This window comes from Streptomyces sp. NPDC088124 (genome assembly GCF_040685895.1).
In the GTDB taxonomy this organism is placed as follows: Bacteria; Actinomycetota; Actinomycetes; order Streptomycetales; family Streptomycetaceae; genus Streptomyces.
The window spans coordinates 40,543-58,809 of sequence record NZ_JBFBJB010000037.1; the positions used below are offsets into that span (position 1 = coordinate 40,543).

An 18,267-nucleotide genomic window follows, 5' to 3' on the forward strand; every position below is an offset into this window, starting at 1 on the left:
GATAGGACTTGTTGCGCGCGTGACCCGATGGTTAGGTTTGCCTTACTTGGTCCGGGGCAGAATCCGGGCTGCCGTCAAGGAGGCCCACCACCGTGCCGACCACCGCGTCCACCGCCCTCACCCGCCGTATCACCGTGGCAGCCGCCGCCACCGCGCTCGCCGTCACCCTCACCTCCTGCGGCGGCGACGACGAACCGGCGGGCAAGGGCCAGGGCACCGACGCGGGTGCCGGCACGCACACCGTCGAGACCGTCATGGGCGACGTGCGGGTGAAAAACGCGCCCGGCCGGGTCGTCGTCCTCGACACCGACGCGCTCGACTCCGCGGTCACCCTCGGGGTCACCCCGGTCGGCGCCACCACCGTCGTCGACGGGGCCCCCTTCTCCACGTACCTCCCCGCCGACCGGCTGAAGGGCGTCAAGTCCGTCGGGCTGATCGCCCAGCCCAACCTCGAAGCGATCAACGCGCTGAAGCCGGACCTGATCCTGAGCAGCAAGGTCCGCGACGAGAAGAACTACCAGGCGCTCTCCGCGATCGCCCCCACCGTCTTCTCCGACACCACCGGCCCCTCCTGGCGGCAGAACTTCGAGCTGCACGCGGACGCGCTCGGCAGGAAGAACGAGGCGAAGAAGGTCGTCTCGGAGTACGAGGCACACGTCAAGCGGGTGACCGAGGCGCTCGGCGGAGCCGCGGAGGCGAAGCGGCTCAAGGTCGGCTTCGTACGGTTCATCGAGGGCGCGGACACCCGGCTCTACCTCAACGACACGTTCGTCGGCTCCCTCTTCAAGGACCTCCAGGTCGGCCGCCCCGCCAACCAGGACAAGGACGGCTTCGCGCTCGACATCAGCCCGGAGCAGATCGACCAGGCCGACGCGGACGTCATCTTCTACTCCGTCTACGGGGACGCGAAGAAGGCCAAGGAGGCGGAGACCACCGAGGGGCCGCTCTGGAAGAACCTGGAGGCGGTGAAGAGGAAGACGGCCTTCAAGGTCGACGACAACCTGTGGATGCTCGGCATCGGCTACACCGGCGCCGGCCAGGTCCTCGACGCCGTCGAGAAGAGCTATCCCTCCGCGGACCGGTGACGGCAGGGTGACGGACCGTCAGGACCCCGACCGGGAACTCACGGCCGTCGAAGAGCACGACCGTGTTCCCGCCGCCCCGCCTCCGTCCCGCCTCCGCCCGGGCAACGCACAGGGGACGGTTCATCGGGGACTCCCCTCCGGCCCCCCGGGAGCCCCCGGACCCGGGGCTCCGAAGGTCGTCCACGCCGCCCGCTCCGGCACCCGCAGCACCGTACGCCCCACCACCGCGTTGAGGATCGTCGCCGCCCGCCACGCGCCCAGGGTCAGATCCGGGGCGCCGACGCCGTGCGTGTGCAGTTCCGCGTTCTGGACGTAGAGCGTGCCGGAGACCCGCGGGTCGAGCGCCACCCGGTAGTCGCCGTCGATGCGGTAACGGCCCCGCTCGTCCCAGTCCACCAGCTTGGCCAGACCGTCCAGGAAGTCGGGGCGCGCCGCCTCGTACCCGGTGGCCGAGACGACCGCCGACGTACGCACCTCGAACCGCTCGTCCTGCTCCGTGTGGCGGCACATCAGCACGTAACCGTCGGCGCCCCGCTCCATCGCCTCGACCGCCACGCCCGGATGGAGCGCGGCGCGCGGCTCCGTGCCGCCGATGGTCCGCTCGTACAGCTCGTCGTGGATCTCGCCCAGCGTCTCCTCGCTGACGCCCTTGTAGAGCTGCCACTGCTCCCGTACGAGCCGCTCGCGGCGGGCTTCGGGCAGGGCGCGGAAGTAGCGGATGTAGTCGGGCGTGAAGTGCTCCAGGCCGATCTTGGAGTACTCCATGGGCGCGAACGCGGGCGTACGGGCCAGCCAGCGCACGTACGGGCCGCCCGCGCCCCCGCCGTCCTGGTGGCGCAGCAGGTCGAGGACGACCTCGGCGCCGGACTGGCCCGCCCCGACGACCGTCACGTCGTCCAGACCGGCCAGCCGGGCCCGGTGGGCGCGGTACTCCGCGCTGTGCAGCACCCGCGGCCCGTCACCCGTGCCCGTGCCGGTGCCGGTGCCGGTGCCCGTGCCGGTGCCGGTGCCCGTGCCGATGCCGGTGCCGGTGCCGCGGTCGCTGTTGGTGTGTGTGTCGAGATACGGGCGCAGGGGCTCCGGGACGACCGGGTTCGTCCCGACCCCCAGGACGACCTGCCGCGCCCGTACGGACGAGACCGTGCCGCCGGCCGAACGGTAGGTCACGAGGAAGACATCGGCGCTCTCGTCCCACGCCAGCTCGGTGGCGCGCGCGTCGAAGCGGCAGGACGGCAGGTTCTCGGTGACCCAGCGGCAGTAGTGGTCGTACTCGCGCCGGGGTATGTGGAAGCGCTCGGAGAAGAAGAACGGGAACATCCGGTCGTGTTCCCGCAGATAGTTGAGGTACGACCAGCGGCTGGTCGGGTCCGCCATGGTCACCAGGTCGGCGAGGAAGGGGACCTGGAGGATCGTTCCTTCCAGCAGCAGCCCCGGATGCCAGGAGAAGGCGGGCCTGGCGTCGAGGAAGAGCGCCCGCGGCCCGCCCCCGGGGACACCGTCCGCGAGGGCGGCCAGGGAGAGGTTGAACGGGCCGATCCCGACACCGACCAGGTCGTACACATCGTGAGAGGTCGTCAACGCAGTTCCTCCATAGGGGAGTTGATGAACCCGGCGAGAGGCGGGACCGGAGGCCGCGCTCCGGCGGTCTCCTGTTCCGGCCTCACCCCGCCACACCTGCCTCTTGCATCTCTTCCGGCTCTTCCGCCCCTTGCGCCTCTTGCGCCTCTTCGGCCTGTCCGGCGGCTACGACCGCCGCCAGCAGCCGGTCGACGTCGTCGGCCGTGGCGTGGGGGTTGAGCAGGGTGAGCTTGAGCCGTACGCGGCCGGGGCCCTCGCCCGGCAGCTCCGTACGGCCGACGACGGCACGGCCCTCGCGCAGCAGCCGGCGCCGCAGGGCTGCGTTGATCGCATCGCTCCGCGCCCCGTCCCTGGTCCCGTCCCCAACCCCGACCCCGTCCCCGACCTCGGCCCCGGCCCCCGCGGTGGGCACGTAGCGGAACAGGAAGGCGGTCAGCACCGGTTCGGAGTGCAGCTCCAGCCGCGGATGTTCCCGTACGCTCCGGGCGCCGGCGACCGCCAGCTCCCGGCAGGCGTCGACCAGCCGCCCGAGCCCGTCCCTGCCCAGCGCCCGCAGCGTGACCGCGATCTTGAAGGCGTCGGCGCGCCGGGTCGTACGGAGCGACAGGCCGAGCAGGCTCGGGTAGCCGGCCTCCTCGTCGTCCGCCGGGTTGAGGTAGACCGCCCGGCGCGCGAGCGAGGCGTACGTCTCCGACTCGCGGACCAGGAAGATCCCGGCCGCGGCCGGCTGCCAGCCGAGCTTGTGCCAGTCCAGGGAGACCGAGTCGGCGAGCGCGAGCCCGTCCAGCAGCGGCGCGAGCCGGTCGGAGAGCAGGGCGCCGCCGCCGTACGCCGCGTCGACATGCAGCCAGGCGCCGTGCGCGGCGGCGAGGGCGGCACACGCGCGCAGCGGGTCGATGGCGCCGGTGTCGGTGGTGCCCGCGGTGGCGACGACGGCGACGGGCCGTTCGCCGCGCTCGGCACAGCCGTCGAGCACGGCGGCCAACGCCGCCGGATCCATGCGCAGTTCGTGGTCGACGGGGACGGTGAGCACCGCGTCCTCGCCGAGCCCGAGGAGGGCGGCGGCGCGCTGTACGGAGAAGTGCGCGGCGGCGGAGGCGAGGATGCGCGGCCGCCCGGCGGGGCCCGGCCCGGCCACGCCCGGAGGTTCCACCACGCCGGAGAGTTCGATCTGGCGCCCGGTCGCGGCGCCGAGGACCCGGTCCCTGGCGAGCATCAGGCCCATCAGGTTCGACTCCGTGCCCCCGGAGGTGAGCACCCCGGCGGCGCGCGCGTCGTCGTACCCGACGAGCCGTGCCATCTCCTGGAGCAGCAGCGTCTCCAGGGTGGTCGCGGCGGGCGCCTGGTCCCAGGAGTCCTGGGAGGGGTTGAGCGCGGAGACGGCGAGATCGGCGGCGACGGCGATCGCGAGGGGCGGGCAGTGCAGATGCGCGGCGCACGCGGGGTCGGCCGGGTCGGCGCTGCCGTGGGCGAGGAGTTCGGTGAGCCGTGCCAGAGCGGCGGCGCCCCCGGACCCCGCACCGGCCGCCGGCCCGCCCGCTGTCCCGTCCTCCGTCCCCTCCTCGGTGGCGGAAGCGCTCGCGGAAGCGCTCGCGAGGGCTTCCGCGACCGAGGCCGCGATGGCCTCGGGACGGCCGGGGGCGACGGGGCCGTCGCGCCGCTTGGCTCCCTCGGTGAGGGCGGCGAGGACGGTCGCGACCAGGGGTTCCAGGGCGTGGGAGCCGCCGGGCCCGCCGGAGAGCGGCGCCCAGCCGCCCTCCCCGCCCTCGCCCATCCCGGTCGCCTCACCCATCCTGGTCGACTCACCCATCCCGGTCGCCTCGCCCGCCTCGTATGCCGCCCGCGCCCGCATTTCCGCCCGTGTCCCTGTCTCCGTCCCCGCCCGCGTTTCCGTCCGCTTCGCCGTCCGCGGGTCCGTCCGCGTTTCCGTCCGCGTTTCCGTCATGTCTGCCGTCCCTGGCCCGCGGCCCGGCGCGTCGCGTCCTTCGTGACCGTCGCGATCGCGTCCGCCAGCCGGTCCACCACCGCCTCCGCCTGCTCGTCCGTGATCACCAGCGGCGGCAGCAGCCGTACGGTCGCGTCGAACCGCCCGCCCAGCTCCACGATCAGCCCCCGGTCGAGACAGGCCGCCCGCACCCGTCCGGCCAGCTCCGCGTCGGCGGGACGGGCGCCGCAGGAGTCCGACGGGCCGTCCGGGTCCACCAGTTCGACGCCGATCATCAGGCCGCGCCCCCGTACGTCGCCGATCACCGGGAGCTGCGCGCGCAGGCCGTCGAGCCGCGCCGTCATCCGGGCGCCGACGGTCGCCGCGCGCTCGCTCAGCCCTTCGGCGGTCACGAACCGCAGCGTCGCCGCGCCCGCCGCCATGGCCAGGGTGTTGCCGCGGAAGGTGCCGGTGTGGGCGCCGGGCAGCCAGCCGTCGTAACTCTCGTCGTACACGATCACGGCCATCGGCAGTCCGCCGCCGATCGCCTTCGACATGACCAGCACGTCCGGGGTGATCCCGCTGTGCTCGACGGCCCAGAACGCGCCCGTGCGCCCGACGCCCGTCTGCACCTCGTCCACGATCAGCGGAATCCCACGCTCCCGCGTGATCCGCCGCATCTCGCGCAGCCAGGAGTCCGGCGCGGGCACCGCCCCGCCCTCGCCCTGCACCGCCTCGACGATCATCGCGGCGGGCGGGACGACACCGCCCGCCGGATCGTCGAGCAGCCGCTCCGCGTACGTGGCGGCGAGGGCCGCCCCGCGCTCGCCGCCGATGCCGAACGGGCAGCGGTACGCGTACGGGTACGGCAGCCGCGTCACCTCGGCCCCGCCACCCGCGACCCGCTCCTTGACTGCGACGCTGCCGGTCACGCCGAGCGCGCCCGCCGTCATGCCGTGGTACGCCCCGGTGAACGCGAGCAGCCCGCTCCGCCCGGTCGCGGTCTGCGTCAGCTTCAGGGCCGCCTCGACCGCGTCCGTACCGGCGGGTCCGCAGAAGTGGACACGGGCGCGGTCGGCGAGGCCGGGCGGCAGGGTGGCGAAGAGTGCGTCGGTGAAATCGTCCTTCTCGGGGGTCGCCAGGTCGAGGACGTGCAGGGGCGCCCCGCTGTCCATCGTGCGCCGGACCGCCTCCAGCGTGACGGGGTGGTTGTGGCCGAGCGCGAGGGTCCCCGCGCCGGAGAGGCAGTCGAGATAACGGCGCCCGTCCGTCCCCTCGACGGTCATGCCCGAGGCGCGGGCGGGCACGATCGGGAACGAGCGGGCGTAGGTACGTGCCGAGGACTCCCGGGCGCGCTGGCGCCGCAGGATGCCCTCCGCGGCCGCGGCGGCGGCCGGGGCGGGCAGGGTGACGGGGGGCACGGTCATGACACGACTCCGGAGAATACGAGGAGGGCAGACGGAGCTGATACGGGCGCGGATGCGGATGCGGACAGGTACGCGCGTGCCGACAGGTAGGCATACGCGGATACGGGCTCAGAGCAGATAGCGCTCGGCGACGGGGTGGCCGAGGAAGGCATGCGGGGCGAACTCCCAGCCGTACGAGCCCGCGTAGGGGAAAACGATCAGATCCCCCGCGCGTACCCGGTCGATCAGGACATCACGCGGAAGAGTGTCCTCGGGGGTTGGAGCTGCTGCCGGATCAGTGAGTTCTGGGACGTGTGAGTGTGTGGGAGTGAGTGCGGGCGGTGGGGTGGGTGCTTGTTCCGCTCGGGTGGAGCGTGGATGTCGTGGGGCCGGTCGGGTGACTTTTGGTCCGGTGGTTCGTTCTCCTGTTCGAGACGGGATGACCGGCGCTGAGGGCGGAAGGGGGTGAGGTGAATGGCGGTGCTTCGGGCGTTGGCCGCGCCGTTCGTCGTGCCCGGTCCTGCGGGTGTCGCGGTGCGTACCCGGTTGCGGTTGTCGGGTGTCGAGGAGCGGGTGCTGGGTGAGGTGGGTGGCTGGCTGGGGTCGTTGGCCTCGGGGGATCTGGCGGTCCGCTGCCGTGACGGTCTGAAGCATGATGCGGAGCGCTGGGCGGTGCGCAAGCGGGCGTTGACGGGGCGGTCGTCGTCGCGGTGGGCCGGGAGCATCACCAAAGCCACCCATGACCAGTGGACCTTGGCGCGCCGGGGCCTGGCGGCGCATATCCGTGGTCTGGAGGCGGGGATCGCGACGGTCCGTCACCGCCTGTCCCTGCCGGTCGGCGAGAAGGGCACCCGGCGTGCCCCGGGTGGCTACCGCTCCCGGCGTGAGTGGCATGCCAAGTCGCGGCGTCTGACGGTGCTGGAGGCGCGGCACGCGCGGGCGGTGGCGGACTGGCGTGCGGGGCGGGTGCGGGTCGTACGGGGCGGCAGGCGTCTGGCGCACACCCGTCACCATCTCCCGGAGGCGCGGCTGACGGAGGTGGAGTGGCGGCGTCGGTGGGTGGCGGCGCGGCTGTTCCTGTCGGCGGACGGTGAGTCGGGCAAGCGGTACGGCAACGAGACCATCCGCATCACCCCCGAAGGACAGCCCTCGGTCAAACTTCCCGCACCTCTGGCCCACCTCGCCAACGCCCCGCACGGCCGGTTCCTCCTTCAGCAGCCGGTGATCTTCTCCTACCGGGGTGTGGAGTGGGCCGACCGGATCGCCGGGAACCGGGCCGTCGCCTACACCATCCACCACGACACCGACCGCTGGTACGTCACCGCCGCCTGGCAGCGCAAGGCGGTGCCGGTCCTGCCCCTGGGGGCTGCGTTGGCGGCGGGTTGTGTCGGGGTGGACATGAACGACGACCACCTCGCCGCCTGGCACCTCGATGTCCACGGCAACCCCGTCGGTGAGCCTCACCGCTTCTGCTACGACCTGACCGGCACCGCCCGGCACCGGGACGCGCAGATCCGCCACGCCCTCACCCGCCTCCTGCACTGGGCCCGCCAGTGCGGGGTGAAGGCGATCGCGGTCGAGGACCTGGACTTCGAACGGGAGAAGACCCGCGAGAAACACGGCCGCAGGAAGCGCTTCCGGCGCCTGATCTCCCGCTTCCCCACCGCGAAGCTCCGGGCCCGGCTTGTGTCGATGGCCGCCGAACACGACCTCACGATCGTCGCGGTCGACCCCGCCTGCACCTCCCGATGGGGCGCCCAGCACTGGCAGAAACCCCTCACCACCCCACGACGCACCACCACCCGGCACGATGCGGCCAGCATCGCGATCGGACGACGCGCCCAGGGACATCCGGTCCGGCGACGGACGGCACCGCCCCGTGCACACCAGAGCGATGTGCACGGGCATCGGACCGCCCAGGCCCCACCGGACATCCCCGGGCGTGAGGAACCCCGCCCCCGTATACCCGGACCACGGACACGATCCGCGCCGCCCGGACACGGAGCGAACGCGGGCTACCAGAACGCCCAACACCGTTCGGGACGTTCGGCTGAACACGAGTACTGGCAACAGGACTCACTCCCACTCGGTCTCTAGGAACGGTGCACAGCTCACCGACGACGGTGACGCTCGTGTCCTCGGCCACCGGGCGCGGACACTCCTCGTCCCACCACTCGACGGGCAGTACGGCCACGTTGTGGACGGCGTCCCGGGATATGGGGAGCTGGAAGTGGTGCTGAGGAGCCGTCAGGGACTCCCACCGGAAGGTCAGGCGAGCCTAACCTAACTCTCTACTCCACAGGGCGCCGAGCGCCCCCTCCACGCAGGGACGGGGGACCTGAAACGCTACCCGACAGCCCCGGGCACCGGGCCCCGCATGTGGGCGCTGATCCACTGGATCAGGCCGCCGTCGACCAGGTTCGGTACGTACGTACGCGCGTTGTGCCCGCCTCCCCGGATCACGCTGAGCCTGGTCCTGACCGGCCCTCTCGTGTACGTCCGCACGAAGTCCTCGACCTTCGGCCGGGTCCGGGCGTCCGAGCCGGCCGTGCCCACCTGGAAGGCGAGGAAGACCTCGGGGCCCCCGGCCTCGATCAGCGCCGGGGCGAGGACCCGCGGGTCGTTCGCCCGCCGCTGCCGCTCATGCCCGGCCCACAGCCGGGAGTCCGGCACGATGTCCGGTCCCGAGGCGATGGCCGCCTTGAACCGGCGGGGTTTCTGGAGCACGGACTTCAGGGCCGCGAATCCGCCGGTGGACGACCCCATGACCGCCCAGCCGTCGCGCGACCGCAGGGTGCGGAAATTGGCCCTGATGAGGTCGGGGACGTCCTCCGTCAGCCACGTTCCCATCTTCGGCTGCCCGGGGATGTCACTGGCGTCCCAGTACAGCCCGCCGGCGTCGGGGCGGGGGTTGAGCACCGGCATCGCCAGGATGAAGGGCAGGCTCCTGCCCTCCTTGGACCACTTGGCGATGCTCGCCTCCAGCTTCAGATCCGTGCCCATCCAGTAGTTGACGGGGTAGCCGGCGCCCCCGGGCAGCGCGATCAGCACCGGGAACCCGCTCCTCGCGTACGCCGGGTCCTTGTACTGCGGCGGCGCCCAGACCCAGACCCGCCCCCTGAATCCGGACTTCCTCCCCTTCAGCGTCGTGACGGCGATCTTGGACCCGTCCTCGGGAACGGTGGCCGCCACGGAGAAGGCGGCGGCAGGGCCGGTCGGCATCCGCACCTCGGACGCGCCGGGCGCCGCCCCGGGGCGCCGGCCGCCATCACCGCCGCCCACGGCCGGGGACAGGGGCACGCCCCCGTCCGTGGCGAAGCTGATCGGGTCGCCCGTGTCGGAGAAGACCCCGAGAGCGCCGAGCACGGGCCGGGCGAGCAGCCCGAGCGCGAGGGCCAGGACCACTCCGAGGGCCCACAGGCCGCCCCTGCGGCGAAGGTGCGACATCGGCGGTTCTCCTCGGGGCGAGCCGGTCCGTTCCACCCATCGAGAGGGGCATCACCTACCAAAGGGTTCCAGATTGACCAGATCGATACGACAAATCTACGCAAAGTGACCTGTCGCCACCGAGCGGCGGACTCGGAATAGATTCCGCACCCCTTGCCGTTGTAAAGTTCGGAAAGAAAAGTTGAACCTTCAACCAAAAGGTTGAAGTAAGGATTGAAGTACTGAGCCAGTCCGCCAAGGACGTAAAGGCGAAAGGCGAGAGGTGAGCTCGATGCAGTTCGGGATCTTCACAGTCGGCGATGTCACGACCGACCCGACGACCGGACGTACGCCGACCGAGCACGAGCGGATCAAGGCGATGGTCGCCATCGCGCAGAAGGCCGAGGAGGTCGGGCTCGACGTGTTCGCCACGGGTGAGCACCACAACCCGCCCTTCGTGCCCTCCTCGCCCACCACCATGCTCGGCTACATCGCGGCCACCACCGAGCGCCTGATCCTCTCCACCTCCACCACCCTCATCACCACCAACGACCCGGTGAAGATCGCCGAGGACTTCGCGATGCTCCAGCACCTGGCCGGCGGTCGCGTCGACCTGATGATGGGGCGGGGGAACACCGGGCCGGTCTATCCCTGGTTCGGGGAGGACATCCGGCAGGGCATCCCGCTCGCCGTGGAGAAGTACGCACTGCTCCACAAGCTGTGGCGCGAGGACGTCGTGGACTGGGAGGGCAAGTTCCGTACGCCGCTCCAGGGCTTCACCTCGACGCCCCGGCCGCTGGACGGGGTCCCGCCGTTCGTCTGGCACGGATCGATCCGGTCGCCGGAGATCGCCGAGCAGGCCGCCTACTACGGGGACGGCTTCTTCGCCAACAACATCTTCTGGCCCAAGGGACACTTCCAGAAGCTGATCAACCTCTACCGCAAGCGGTACGCGCACTACGGCCACGGCACCCCGGAGCAGGCGATCGTCGGCCTCGGCGGCCAGGTGTTCATGCGGAAGAACTCGCAGGACGCGGTACGGGAGTTCCGGCCGTACTTCGACAACGCGCCGGTGTACGGGCACGGTCCCTCCCTGGAGGAGTTCACCGAGCAGACCCCGCTCACCGTGGGCAGCCCGCAGGAGGTCATCGAGAAGACGCTGTCCTTCCGGGAGAGCTTCGGCGACTACCAGCGCCAGCTCTTCCTGATGGACCACGCGGGACTGCCGCTGAAGACGGTGCTGGAACAGCTCGACCTGCTCGGCGAGGAGGTCGTCCCCGTACTGCGCAAGGAGTTCGCGAACCTGCGGGCGGCCGGGGTGCCGGACGGGCCGCTGCACCCGGCCGTCTCCGCACCGGAGAAGACCGTGAACGAGAAGAAGGAGGTCTGACGATGACCACCGCGCCGCTCGCCTCCAGCACCGCGGAGCCGTTGAAGCTGGTCGCCGTGTCGGCCGGTCTCGGCAAGCCGTCCTCGACGCGCCTGCTGGCCGACCGGCTGGCGGAGGCGTCGGTGCGCGCCCTCGCCGCCGAGGACCGCAAGGCCGAGGTCCAGGTCGTCGAGGTGCGCGAACTGGCCGTCGACATCGCGAACAACCTGGTCACCGGCTTCCCTTCGGGCGCGCTCGGCGCGGCGCTGGCCGCGGTGAGCGGCGCGGACGGGGTGATCGCGGTGACCCCGGTGTTCGCCGGTTCGTACAGCGGGCTGTTCAAGTCGTTCTTCGACCTGGTCGAACCCGACGCGCTCACCGGGACGCCCGTGCTGCTCGCGGCCACCGGCGGGACCGCCCGCCACTCGCTCGCGGTGGAGCACGCGATGCGGCCGCTGTTCTCGTACCTCCACGCGCTGACCCTGCCGACCGCCGTGTTCGCCGCGACGGACGACTGGGGCGCGGGGGCCGACACCCACGCGGGCGGACTGCCGGCCCGTATCGAACGGGCGGGCGGGGAGTTCGGCCGGCTGCTCCAGGGGCGGACGGCACGCGCGGAAGGCCCTCGCGGTACGGAAGGTGCGGGAGGCACGGGAGACATGGGCGGCACGGGAGGCGTGGGAGGCGAGGGCGACGACGAGGTGGTCCCCTTCGAGCAGCTTCTCGCGAACGTGACGCGCTGACCCGATCGACGAACGAGGGCCCGTTGTCAGTGGGGCCTCCTATCGTTTGGGTATGACCCCTGCTCTCATCGGGCGTGACCACCCCATGGGTGTCCTCCGGGCGGAGATCGCCCGGACCGCGGACAGCCATGGGGGACTCACGCTGGTCACGGGGGAAGCGGGCATCGGCAAGACCGCGCTCGTCACGCGGGCCGCGCACGAGGCGCGGCGGCGCGGGGCGCTCGTCGTCGGCGGCTCGTGCTGGGACTCCGACAGCGCGCCGGGTTACTGGCCGTGGGTGCAGGTGCTGCGGGGGCTGCGGCGCGGGGTCGGGGAGGAGCGCTGGGCGGAGGTCGAGAGCGCGGCGGGCGGGCAGCTCGCGGTGCTGCTGGGCGAGCCCCCGTCCCCGGCCGGGCTCCCGCCTCCGGCTCCGGACCGGGACCGGGACGAGGACCGGGGCCGGGACGAGGACGCCTTCGCGCCGGACCGGGAGGACGCCTTCGCGCTGTACGACGCGGTGACCACGGCCCTGGTCACCGTCTCACAGGACCGCCCCGTCGTGGTCGTCCTGGACGATCTGCACCGGGCGGACAGCGCCTCCCTCCGGCTCCTCGAATTCGCCGCGCAGCACGCCTGGTTCGAGCGGCTGCTGCTCGTCGGGGCGTACCGGGACGTGGAGGTGGAGGCGGCGGACCATCCGCTCCAGCCGCTGATCCTCCCGCTGGTCGCGCGCGCGACGACGACGGTGACGCTGACGGGGCTCGACCGGGACGGCGTGGGTGCGCTGCTGGCGCTCACCGCCGGGCGGGAGCCGGACGCGGCCGTCATGGCCGAGGTGCACCTGCGGACCGGCGGCAATCCCTTCTTCGTCGAGCAGACGGCCCGGCTCTGGTGCAGCGGCAGCCCGCTCTCCGCGGTGGCGCCCGGGGTGCGCGAGGCGGTGCGCAGCCGGCTCGCCCAACTCCCGCCGCCGGTGTACGCGTTACTGACCTCGGCCGCCGTGCTCGGCCGGGAGTTCCACCGCGGGGTGCTGGCGGGCGTCGCGGCCGAGCCCGTGCCGCGGGTGGACCGGCTGCTGGAGCGCGCGATGGCGGCCCGGGTGGTGGTGGGCGCGCGGTCGGGGCGGTTCGCCTTCGCGCACGATCTCGTACGGGAGGCGCTGTACGAATCGCTCCCCGAACCGGACGTACGGCGCCGGCACGCCGCGGTCGTCCGCGCCCTGGACGCCGATCCCGCCCTCACCGCCCAACTGCTGCCCGCCGAGCTGGCCCGGCACGCCTATCTGGCCGGCGCCGCGCTGGAGCGTGACCGCAGGCTGGACCTGCTGCTGGCGGCGGCGCGGGACGCCTCCAGCAGGCTGGCCGGCGAGGAGACCCTCGGCCACTACCGGCGCGCGTTGCGGATCGCCGAGGGGAGCGCGGAAGGCAGCACGGAAGGAAGCACGGAGGGAAATGCGGGAGAGAGCACGGAGGGAAATGCGGAGCCGGAACCGGCGCCGGGGCGGGCGCGGGCGAACGCGGACGGGCCGGGCCGGGGGGAGGGCGAGCCGGGCGATCCGCGCCGGGCCGTGCTGATCGCGCTGGACCTCGGCGGGGAGTTGCGGAACTACGGCGAGGAGGAGGAAGCCTGGCGGTACTTCGAACGGGCCGCCCTCCCGGCCCGCGAGCTGCGGGACGCCGAGTTGCTGGCCCGGGTGGCGATCACCCTGCACCGGCGCGGCGGGGTCCCCGGGCACGAGGCACAGACCGCCCGGCTGCTCCGGGAGGCCCACCGCACCCTGATCGGCGGCGAGGCCGATCCGCGGCAGCTCGACCCGGCGCAGCTCGCGCAGGAACTGACCATACGGTCCACGGCGTTGGCGCGCCGCGGCGAGGACGACGACGCGCTCGCCTTCTCGCTCTGGGCGCGGCACGACACGATCTGGGGCCTGGGCACGGCGGCCGAACGGCTCGTGCTCACGGACGAGATGACCGCCATCGCCCGCCGCACGGGCGACCGTGACATGGAGGTGCACGCGACGGCGATGCGCTGGGTCACGCTGCTGGAGCTGGGCGATCCGCGCTTCCACGCGGAACTCCGCGCCTATGTCACGCTGGCCGGGCGGACGGGCAAGCGCCGCTTCGAGCTCGGCAGGGCCATCGACCTGTCCATGGCCGCGTCCCTCGCGGGCCGCTTCGACGAGGCGGAGGAGCTGCTGGCCGAGGCGCTGGAGCCATGGCGCGAGCACGCGCCGTACGGGTTCATCAGCGCGCACCTGGACTGGGCGCTCAAGCTGCTCCGGGGCCGCTTCGACGCGGCGGACACGGTGGTCGGGGCGCTGGCCGGGCTGGGCCATCCGTATCCACGGCTGCCGGCGGCGCTCACGGCGCTGGAGCGCGGTGACACCGCGAGCGCGGTCCGGTATCTCCGCGAGACGGAGGCCGGCGCCGACCCTCCTTTCCCGCGTGTCTTCGCCCCGCTGTGGCTGCGTTTCCGCGCCCAGGCGGCCGCCGCGTCCGGCGACGAGGCGCTGATCGGCCGCGCGCGGGCCGCGCTCGCGCCGTACGCGGGCCAGTGGATGGTCTCCCTGTACGGCTGCGACATCAGCGGCCCCGTCGATCTCTGGCTCGGTGTGCTGGCCGCCGCGAGCGGCCGCCCGGACGAGGCGGTAACGGCGCTGACGGCCGCCCGGGACGCGGCGGACCGGCTCGGAGCGGCCCCGTGGTCGCACCGCGCGACCACAGCCCTCACGGCGGCCCTGCGCAACCGCGACCACAACGGCAACCGCTCCTCCTCCCCGGCAGCCACGGACACCCCCGCCCCGGCGCCCGTGTCCGCCGAGCCGCCCGTGTCCGCCGAGCCGCCCGCGCCACCCCCCGCACCGGTCCCCGCGGCCCGAGTGCCGTCCCCCCGGGCCGAGTTCCGGCGGGACGGCACGGTCTGGTCGCTGGCCTTCGCGGGGCGGGCGATCCATGTGCCCGACGCCAAGGGGTTACGGGACCTGCACACGCTCCTCGGCCACCCGGGCACCGACCTGCCCGCCGGGGAACTCCTCGCCCCCGAGGGCGGCCGCGTCGTGGCCGCGACCCGGGCACTGGGCGGCGACGCGGTACTGGACGAGACCGCCAAGGCCGCCTACAAACGCCGACTGACGGAGCTGGACGAGGAGATCGACCGGGCCTCCGTACGAGGGGACACGGACCGCGCCGCCGAGGGCGACCGGGAGCGGCGGGCGCTGCTGGACGAGCTGCGCCGGGCGGCGGGTCTCGGCGGCCGGACCCGGCGCCTCGGTGACGAATCCGAGCGGGCCCGCAAGGCGGTCACCGCCCGGATCCGCGACACGCTGCGCAAGCTCGACACCCTCCACCCCGAACTCGCCGCCCACCTGCGGGCGTCGGTGTCCACGGGCACCACCTGCGCCTACCGCCCCGTCCCGACCGCCCCACCCCTCACCTGGCACCTCTGACCGGTCCCGGCACTCACAGTGGTACGACGTCCGCCACCACGCACGCGATGTTGTCCGCCCCTCCCGCGTGACAGGCCAGCTCGATCAGCTCCCGCACGGCCGGCTCGGGTCCGGCGGCCGCGGCGACCGTACCGCGGATCACGTCCGCGTCCACCGCCGTGAACAGACCGTCCGAGCAGAGCAGATACCGGTCGTCGGCGCGCACGTCATGGACGCGCAGTTCGGGCCGGGCCATCTCCTCGCTGCCGTCGAGCGCCCGGAGCAGCATCGCCCGCTGAGGGTGCGAAGCCGCTTCCTCGGGGCTGAGGCTGCCCGCGTCGATCATCGACTGCACCACGGTGTGGTCATGGGTGATCTGGAAGAACTCACCGTCCCGCAGCAGATAGGCGCGGGTGTCCCCGACATGGACCAGCGCGAGCCGCGAGCCGGTCCACAGCAGCGCCGTGAGCGTCGTGCCGGAGTCGGCGAACCCGTCGACGGCCCGGTTCGCCTCCTCCACCGCCTCGGCGAGAGTGCTCAGCAGGTCGTCCCCGTCCCGGGCCTCCGGTCCCGTCCCTGGCAGCGACTTGAGCACCTCGACCGCGGCCTCGGACGCCGGGGCGCCCTCGCGCCCGTAGCCGTCCGCGACCGCCAGCAGCCGCGCACCCGCGTACGCCGTGTCCTGGTTGATCTCCCGGACCAGGCCCCGGTCGGATCGCGCCGCGTACCGGAGACCGAGCCGGGCGGCGGGAGAAGAAGCGGACGAAGCGTTGGACGAAGCGTTGGACGAAGAGATGGGAGGGAGTTCGGATGATGACATGGCGGTGACGTCCTTCCCTGCCGGATTCCCCGACAGATGGCCGATGAGGAAGGTCGCCAGATCCCGGCGGGCGGCCGTCTCGGCCTCCACCTGGATCCAGTACGTCTCGATGTCCCGCGCCGCGGCGTCCGCGTCCGTCTCACGGAGGTCGCACACGTACCGGATGCGAGCCAGCGGCATCCCGATCCGCCGCAGCCACGCCACCAGCCGGGCCCGGTCCAACTGAGCCTCGTCGTAGTACCGGTAGCCGGTGTACGCGTCGACCCGGGCCGGTCGCAGCAGCCCCAGTTCGTCGTAGCGCCGCAGCGCCTTCGCGGACAGCCTGGACACACGGGCGAACGCACCGATCGTCAGCGAACCGGGATCCGGCGCCGGGCCCATGCTTCCTCCCTCGTACCGGGCTCCGTGCCCGGCCCCACCGATGCTGGGGCTTCCCCGCGGAGGAAGGTCAAGGGAGCGGGTCATCTTCGGTTGTAGAAGGTCATCTCCGGTTGTAGAAGCGCATCGTGACCGTACCGAACGCGATCAGCAGGACCGCCGACCAGCCCAGCGTCCAGGCGATGGCGGCCGTCGGCCAGTTGCCCGCCATCAGTTCCCGCACCGCTGTGGCCACATGGCTGACCGGGCTGTTGTTGACGAACGCCTGGAGCCAGCCCGGCATGGTCTTCGGATCGACGAAGACATTGCTCAGGAAGGTCAGCGGGAAGATCACCATCATGCTGACGCCCATCACGGACTTCTCGCTGCGCAGCATCAGCCCGAACATCGTCCAGACCCAGGAGAACGAGAACGCGAAGACGAGCAGCAGCACCACGCCCGCCACGACCCCCGGGGCGCCGCCCTGGGGGCGGTAACCGATGAGGATGCCGACGCCGAGCATGACGGCCGACGCGATCACATAGCGGACGACGTCGCCGAGGAGATAACCGACCATCGGCGCCGGGCGCCAGATGGGAAGCGTGCGGAAACGGTCGAAGACGCCCTTCCCGATGTCGGTGTTGACCGCGACGCCCGTGTACATCGTGACCATCACGACGCTCATCACCAGGATCCCCGGCAGCAGGAACTGGATGTACTCCGCGACCGAACCGGCCAGCGCACCGCCGAAGAGGTACGAGTACAGCAGCACCATCATGATCGGGAAGGCCGTGACGTCGAAGAGCTGCTCCGGCACGTGCTTGATCTTGAGCATGGTGCGCCAGCCGAAGGCCAGCGAGGCGGTGAGCCCGCTGGGCCGGGCCGGCCGGTCCTGGTCGACCAGCAGCCCCGCCAGGTCCTCCACCGTGGGGGACGTCTGCGCGGGATCCACGAAATCGGGCGCGTGCTGCGTCTGTGTGACCCCGGTACTCATACCGCCGCCTCCTCCTTCGTCGCCGGATCCACCCTGTCCGCCTGTCCGTCCCTCCGTTTGTTCGCCTGTCTGTCGTCCTGCCTGCTCTCCTGTCTGTCGTCCCGCCTGCTGTCCTGGCCTCCGGCCGGCTTGCTCTCGGTGAGGGCGAGGAACACCTCGTCCAGACTCGGCTGGCCCAGCGCGAAGTTGTCGACCGTGATCCCGGCGCGGGCCAGCTCCGCCAGCGCCCGCGCGGCCTGTTCCGCCGCGCCCCTCTCGGCGCTGTGGCCGTTGACCGTCGCCGTCAGCGCCACCGGGTCGGGGTCGAGCTGCACGGCCGTGTCGAGCGCGCGCGCCAGCACGCGCTCGGCCTCCGTCCGCTGCCCGGGGTCCCGCAGCCGCAGATGGACCGCCCCGGCGCCGACCGACGCCTTCAGCTCGCCCTTCGTGCCCTCGGCGATCATCCGGCCGCGGTCGATCACCGCGATACGGGAGGCCAGCTGATCGGCCTCGTCCAGATACTGCGTCGTCAGCAGCACCGTCGTGCCGTGCGCGACGACGGCCCGCACGATGTCCCACACCTGATTGCGGCTGCGCGGGTCGAGACCGGTCGTCGGCTCGTCGAGGAAGAGCAGGTCCGGCGTGTTGAGGATGGACGCGGCGATGTCGATACGGCGCCGCATCCCGCCCGAGTAGTGCTTGACCTGGCGCCCCGCCGCCTCCGCGAGACCGAACGCCGCCAGCAGCCGCGCCGCCCGCTCCCGCGCCGCCCGGCCGGAATGGCCGAGGAGCCGGCCGAGGAGCACCAGGTTCTCCGTACCCGTCAGATCCTCGTCGACCGACGCGTACTGACCCGTGAGACTCACCCGGCCGCGCACCGCGTCCGCGTCCTTCCGTACGTCCTTGCCGAAGACCCGCGCCTCGCCCCCGTCGGGCCGGAGCAGCGTCGCCAGCATCCTGACGAGGGTCGTCTTGCCCGCCCCGTTCGGCCCGAGGAGCCCGTAGACCGTGCCCGCCGGCACGGCGAGATCGACTCCGTCGACGGCCCGGTTCGCGCCGAAGACTTTCACCAGCTCTCTGGTCTCGATCGCCAGATCAGTGCTCATTACCGTTTCCTCGCGCATTCGACACTCCGCCACCCCCTCACCACTCAGGCGCGAGACACGACCGCGCGGTCCGCCAG

12 protein-coding genes are annotated in these 18,267 nt (G+C 72.5%); 5 read left to right on the forward strand and 7 right to left on the reverse strand.

Annotated features, from left to right (window positions below):
• Positions 1–92: 92 nt before the first annotated feature.
• Positions 93–1,085: an iron-siderophore ABC transporter substrate-binding protein gene (locus tag AB0P17_RS27810; RefSeq protein ID WP_365814737.1), complete on the forward strand. Its 993-nt coding sequence runs from the start codon at positions 93–95 to the stop codon at positions 1,083–1,085.
• A 120-nt stretch (positions 1,086–1,205) separates the two neighbouring features.
• Here AB0P17_RS27810 and AB0P17_RS27815 read toward each other — a convergent pair whose 3' ends face one another.
• The 3 genes from AB0P17_RS27815 to AB0P17_RS27825 all read right to left on the reverse strand — a co-directional run bounded on the left by AB0P17_RS27815 (position 1,206) and on the right by AB0P17_RS27825 (position 6,014).
• Entirely contained in the window at positions 1,206–2,663 is a 1,458-nt protein-coding gene (locus tag AB0P17_RS27815; RefSeq protein WP_365814739.1) for a SidA/IucD/PvdA family monooxygenase, read from the reverse strand.
• Between the two features lie 82 nt (positions 2,664–2,745).
• A complete protein-coding gene (locus AB0P17_RS27820; RefSeq protein WP_365814741.1) occupies positions 2,746–4,473 on the reverse strand; it encodes a pyridoxal-dependent decarboxylase in 1,728 nt (575 codons plus the stop codon).
• Positions 4,474–4,604: 131 nt separating this feature from the next.
• Positions 4,605–6,014 carry a diaminobutyrate--2-oxoglutarate transaminase family protein gene (locus AB0P17_RS27825; RefSeq protein ID WP_365814743.1) on the reverse strand — a complete coding sequence of 470 codons (1,410 nt, stop codon included), beginning with the start codon at positions 6,012–6,014 and terminating at the stop codon, positions 4,605–4,607.
• Positions 6,015–6,467: 453 nt separating this feature from the next.
• On the opposite strand from AB0P17_RS27825, the gene AB0P17_RS27830 reads away from it, so the two are divergent.
• Positions 6,468–8,090 carry an IS200/IS605 family accessory protein TnpB-related protein gene (locus AB0P17_RS27830; RefSeq protein WP_365814745.1) on the forward strand — a complete coding sequence of 541 codons (1,623 nt, stop codon included), beginning with the start codon at positions 6,468–6,470 and terminating at the stop codon, positions 8,088–8,090.
• Between the two features lie 249 nt (positions 8,091–8,339).
• On the opposite strand, the gene AB0P17_RS27835 is transcribed toward AB0P17_RS27830, so the two are convergent.
• Positions 8,340–9,440, reverse strand: a complete 1,101-nt coding sequence (locus tag AB0P17_RS27835; protein ID WP_365814748.1) for an alpha/beta hydrolase-fold protein — start codon at positions 9,438–9,440, stop codon at positions 8,340–8,342.
• 271 nt (positions 9,441–9,711) lie between these two features.
• Here AB0P17_RS27835 and AB0P17_RS27840 point away from each other — a divergent pair, with 271 nt between their 5' ends.
• From AB0P17_RS27840 to AB0P17_RS27850, 3 genes are read left to right on the forward strand one after another with little or no spacing between them, the layout of a single operon-like run.
• Entirely contained in the window at positions 9,712–10,809 is a 1,098-nt protein-coding gene (locus tag AB0P17_RS27840) for an LLM class flavin-dependent oxidoreductase (protein WP_365814750.1), read from the forward strand.
• Positions 10,810–10,811: 2 nt separating this feature from the next.
• The gene (locus tag AB0P17_RS27845) at positions 10,812–11,531 is read left to right on the forward strand and encodes an FMN reductase (RefSeq protein ID WP_365814752.1); all 720 of its coding nucleotides are present in this window, start codon (positions 10,812–10,814) and stop codon (positions 11,529–11,531) included.
• A gap of 52 nt (positions 11,532–11,583) precedes the next feature.
• Complete coding sequence (locus AB0P17_RS27850; protein ID WP_365814754.1) at positions 11,584–14,955, forward strand: AAA family ATPase; 3,372 nt, start codon at positions 11,584–11,586, stop codon at positions 14,953–14,955.
• Positions 14,956–14,968: 13 nt separating this feature from the next.
• Here AB0P17_RS27850 and AB0P17_RS27855 read toward each other — a convergent pair whose 3' ends face one another.
• The 3 genes from AB0P17_RS27855 to AB0P17_RS27865 form a co-directional block, all read right to left on the reverse strand.
• On the reverse strand, positions 14,969–16,135 hold the full coding sequence (locus AB0P17_RS27855) for a MerR family transcriptional regulator (RefSeq protein ID WP_365814756.1): 1,167 nt from the start codon (positions 16,133–16,135) through the stop codon (positions 14,969–14,971).
• 100 nt (positions 16,136–16,235) lie between these two features.
• On the reverse strand, positions 16,236–17,105 hold the full coding sequence (locus tag AB0P17_RS27860) for an ABC transporter permease (RefSeq protein WP_365814758.1): 870 nt from the start codon (positions 17,103–17,105) through the stop codon (positions 16,236–16,238).
• A complete protein-coding gene (locus AB0P17_RS27865; protein WP_365814760.1) occupies positions 17,102–18,190 on the reverse strand; it encodes an ATP-binding cassette domain-containing protein in 1,089 nt (362 codons plus the stop codon). The genes AB0P17_RS27860 and AB0P17_RS27865 overlap by 4 nt, the downstream gene beginning before the upstream one ends.
• Positions 18,191–18,267 lie beyond the last annotated feature (77 nt).